Below are 311 nucleotides of genomic sequence, written 5' to 3' on the forward strand. Positions count from 1 at the left end.
GGGATCAATTCCACCGTCGTCATGTTTGGCGGCGCCCGCATTCCCGAACCGGGAGGAGAGGCCTGGGCCGCGCGCAATGAAACGCAGAAGCGCAATCTCGAGCAGTCCTCGGTTTATTACGACGAAGCGCGCAAATTCGCCCGCCTTTGCACCGACTACGGCGCGAAATCCGGTCACCTGGAATATGTGGTGGTCACCGGCGGCGGTCCCGGCGTCATGGAGGCGGGTAACCGGGGTGCCATGGATGCCGGCGGCCCTTCCATCGGCCTCAATATCGTCCTGCCGCACGAGCAGGCGCCCAACCCTTATGT

1 pseudogene is annotated in these 311 nt (G+C 63.7%); it reads left to right on the forward strand.

Going from position 1 to position 311, the window contains the following annotated elements:
* A pseudogene (locus tag EN804_RS36050) lies at positions 1-311 on the forward strand (lysine decarboxylase); the annotation flags it as partial.

It is taken from the genome of Mesorhizobium sp. M8A.F.Ca.ET.161.01.1.1 (assembly GCF_004792105.1).
Classification (GTDB): Bacteria; Pseudomonadota; Alphaproteobacteria; order Rhizobiales; family Rhizobiaceae; genus Mesorhizobium.